Below are 3,032 nucleotides of genomic sequence, written 5' to 3' on the forward strand. Positions count from 1 at the left end.
CGGCTATGCCAGGGACCGTTACGTGTACGCCTACCTCACCGCCGAATCCGACAACCGGATCGTGCGCTTCCGCCTCGGCGACGCCACACCCGAGGACGACGATCCTCGTCGCGGCGCCCTTCGCGAACAGGCTCCGCGCGAGCATCTCGACAGCCTGCGGCTGGGTGCGCTCGCTGATCCCCACCAGCACCGCGCCCTGGCCGATGACGAGCACGTCGCCGCCCTCGATGGTGGCCGGAGCCGCGGGGATGCCGGGCATCCAGACGTGGTAGCCGCCCTCCTCGGGCCGGTCGTAGCCGGAGGCGAAGGCGGGGTGGTAGCGGTAGATCGCCTCCATGTTGACCGTCTCGCGGCGGCGGGCCTTCTTTCTCATCGCGTTGATCGAGACGCCGCCGTAGATCCAGCAGGAGGTGTCGCGGGTGAACAGGTGGTTGGGCAGCGGGGGCAGGACGAAGTCGTCCGGCCTGAGCGTGTGGAAGGCGAGGCTCTTGGGATCGGTGCCCATGTCCACCAGTTCGCGCTTGGTGATGCCGCCGGTGAGATAGCGCTGAAGCATCGTGGAGTCCATCGAGTCCAGCGCGTTGCGGATGGCGTCGACGGCCATCGGGCCGAAGTAGCGCTCGTCGGCGATGCCGTCCAGGATGTGCTTGCGCGCCTGGGGGATCTCGACGGTCTCATGGAGCAGGTCGGAGAGCATGTGGACGGTGACTCCCTGGTCGACCAGGAGTCTCTGCCACTCCTCGTGCTCCTCCACGGCGCGCTGCACCCACAGCACGTCGTCGAAGAGGAAGTCGTCCTTGTTCGACGGCGTGAGCCGTTTCAGGGCGAGTTCGGGCCGATGCAGCAGGACCTGGTGGAGCCGGCCGACCTCGGAGTCGACGTGAAAGGCCATTTCTCTTCCTTCGCGGCTGGTGACGAGAGAGTCGGGAGGGCGGCGCCCCGGACCCCGTGGGCGCGCTCGCCATACCTCGCGTTGGTACGGACCTAAAGCGCATACCCGCCAGAACCATGGGGAGTCAGTGAAGATCACGATATTTATTCACTTTTGGGAAGATCGCTGGGGCGTCTGTCCGGCGTCCGCCGAGGTGGGGCCGGTCAGGGTCCGGTCAGGGCGAGCCGTCGAGCGGCTGGTAACGTAAGAGCGCTGACTTCCTTTAAGACCCGTCCCGTGAGGCGGGAAAGGTGGTGTTACTCCTTGACCGATGCCATTTCGCATGCGCTGAGCGGTGCGCGCGCCGTTCTTGAGCAGCCCGATATCAACCGGGCCCTGGTCCGCATCTCCCACGAGATCCTTGAACGGACCAAGGGCGGCGAGAACGTCGTCCTGCTGGGCATCCCCACGCGCGGTGTCCACCTGGCCCACCGCCTGGCCGCCCACATCAAGCAGTTCGAGGGCCGTTCCGTGCCCGTCGGCTCCCTCGACGTCACGATGTACCGAGACGACCTGCGCCTGCGTCCCGCCCGCGCGCTGGGCCGCACCGAACTGCCCGCCGACGGCATCGACGGCAGGACCGTCGTCCTCGTCGACGACGTCCTCTACTCCGGCCGCACGGTCCGTGCCGCGCTCGACGCGCTCAACGACCTGGGCCGCCCGCAGGCCGTGCAACTCGCCACCCTGGTCGACCGCGGCCATCGCGAGCTGCCCATCCGCCCCGACTACGTGGGCAAGAACCTGCCGACCTCCAAGTCCGAGAGCGTCAAGGTCTACCTGGAGGAGAACGACGGCCGCGACGCGGTCCTGCTGCTGAAGGAGGACGGCCGGTGAAGCGGCACCTGATCTCGGCGGCCGATCTGACCCGTGACGACGCCCTGCTCATCCTGGACACCGCGGACGAGCTGGCGAAGATCTCGGAACGTTCCATCAAGAAGCTCCCCACCCTGCGGGGCCGCACCGTGGTGAACCTCTTCTTCGAGGACTCCACCCGGACCAGGATCTCCTTCGAGGCCGCGGCCAAGCGCCTGTCGGCGGACGTCATCAACTTCTCCGCCAAGGGCTCCAGCGTCTCCAAGGGCGAGTCGCTCAAGGACACCGCGCTCACCCTGGAGGCGATGGGCGCCGACGCCGTCGTCATCCGGCACGGCGCCTCGGGCGCCCCGTACCGGCTGGCCGGCTGGGTGCGCGGCAGTGTCGTCAACGCCGGTGACGGCACCCACGAGCACCCCACCCAGGCCCTGCTCGACGCCTTCACCATGCGCCGCCGCCTGGGCTCGCTGGACGGCAGGAAGGTCACCATCGTCGGTGACGTGCTGCACAGCAGGGTGGCCCGCTCCAACGTGCTGCTGCTGGCCACCCTCGGCGCCGAGGTGACCCTGGTCGCCCCGCCGACCCTGTTCCCGGTCAACGTCGACTCCTGGCCGTGCGAGGTCTCCTACGACCTCGACGCGATGCTGCCCAAGTCCGACGTGGTGATGATGCTGCGCGTGCAGCGCGAGCGGATGAACGCGGCGTTCTTCCCCACCGAGCGGGAGTACAGCCGCCGCTACGGGCTCGACCGCGAGCGCGTCGCCAGGATGCCCGACCACGCCATCGTGATGCACCCCGGCCCGATGAACCGGGGGATGGAGATCGCGGCCGAGGTGGCCGACTCGCCGCGCTCGACGATCGTCGAGCAGGTCGCCAACGGGGTGACCGCACGTATGGCCGTTCTGTACCTGCTGCTTGGCGGCGCCGACCTCGGGGGAGAGATCTGATGAACGACCGCATCGGGGCCACGCGTGACGGCATCGTCATCAGGGGCGCCAGGATCCTCGGCGGAGAGCCCGTCGACATCCTGATCCGCGACGGTCTCCTGGTGGAGATCGGCCAGGGGCTGAGCGGCGGCGAGACCGTCGAGGCTGAGGGGTTGATCGCCCTGCCCGGCCTGGTGGACCTGCACACCCACCTGCGCGAGCCGGGACGTGAGGACGCGGAGACCGTCACCACGGGCACCCGCGCCGCCGCCCTCGGCGGCTACACCGCCGTGCACGCCATGGCCAACACCGACCCGGTCGCCGACACCGCGGGCGTCGTCGAGCAGGTCTGGCGCCTGGGC

The 3,032-nt window shown here is 68.9% G+C and carries 4 protein-coding genes; 3 read left to right on the plus strand and 1 reads right to left on the minus strand.

What is annotated here, in order from left to right; all coding sequences use genetic code 11:
• Positions 1-892: arginine deiminase family protein (locus ABZ260_RS49245; protein ID WP_355632371.1), on the minus strand; the 892-nt coding region annotated here is incomplete at its 3' end.
• A 303-nt stretch (positions 893-1,195) separates the two neighbouring features.
• On the opposite strand from ABZ260_RS49245, the gene pyrR reads away from it, so the two are divergent.
• The 3 genes from pyrR to ABZ260_RS49260 all read left to right on the plus strand — a co-directional run.
• A complete protein-coding gene (gene pyrR, locus ABZ260_RS49250; RefSeq protein ID WP_355632374.1) occupies positions 1,196-1,765 on the plus strand; it encodes a bifunctional pyr operon transcriptional regulator/uracil phosphoribosyltransferase PyrR in 570 nt (189 codons plus the stop codon).
• Positions 1,762-2,691: an aspartate carbamoyltransferase catalytic subunit gene (locus tag ABZ260_RS49255; protein ID WP_343979617.1), complete on the plus strand. Its 930-nt coding sequence runs from the start codon at positions 1,762-1,764 to the stop codon at positions 2,689-2,691. Before pyrR ends, ABZ260_RS49255 begins: the two co-directional genes overlap by 4 nt.
• Positions 2,691-3,032 (plus strand): amidohydrolase family protein (locus tag ABZ260_RS49260; protein WP_355632377.1); only part of this gene is annotated, 342 nt, incomplete at its 3' end. The genes ABZ260_RS49255 and ABZ260_RS49260, both read left to right, overlap by 1 nt.

Source organism: Streptosporangium sp. NPDC006013, from assembly GCF_040614275.1.
Lineage (GTDB): Bacteria > Actinomycetota > Actinomycetes > Streptosporangiales > Streptosporangiaceae > Streptosporangium.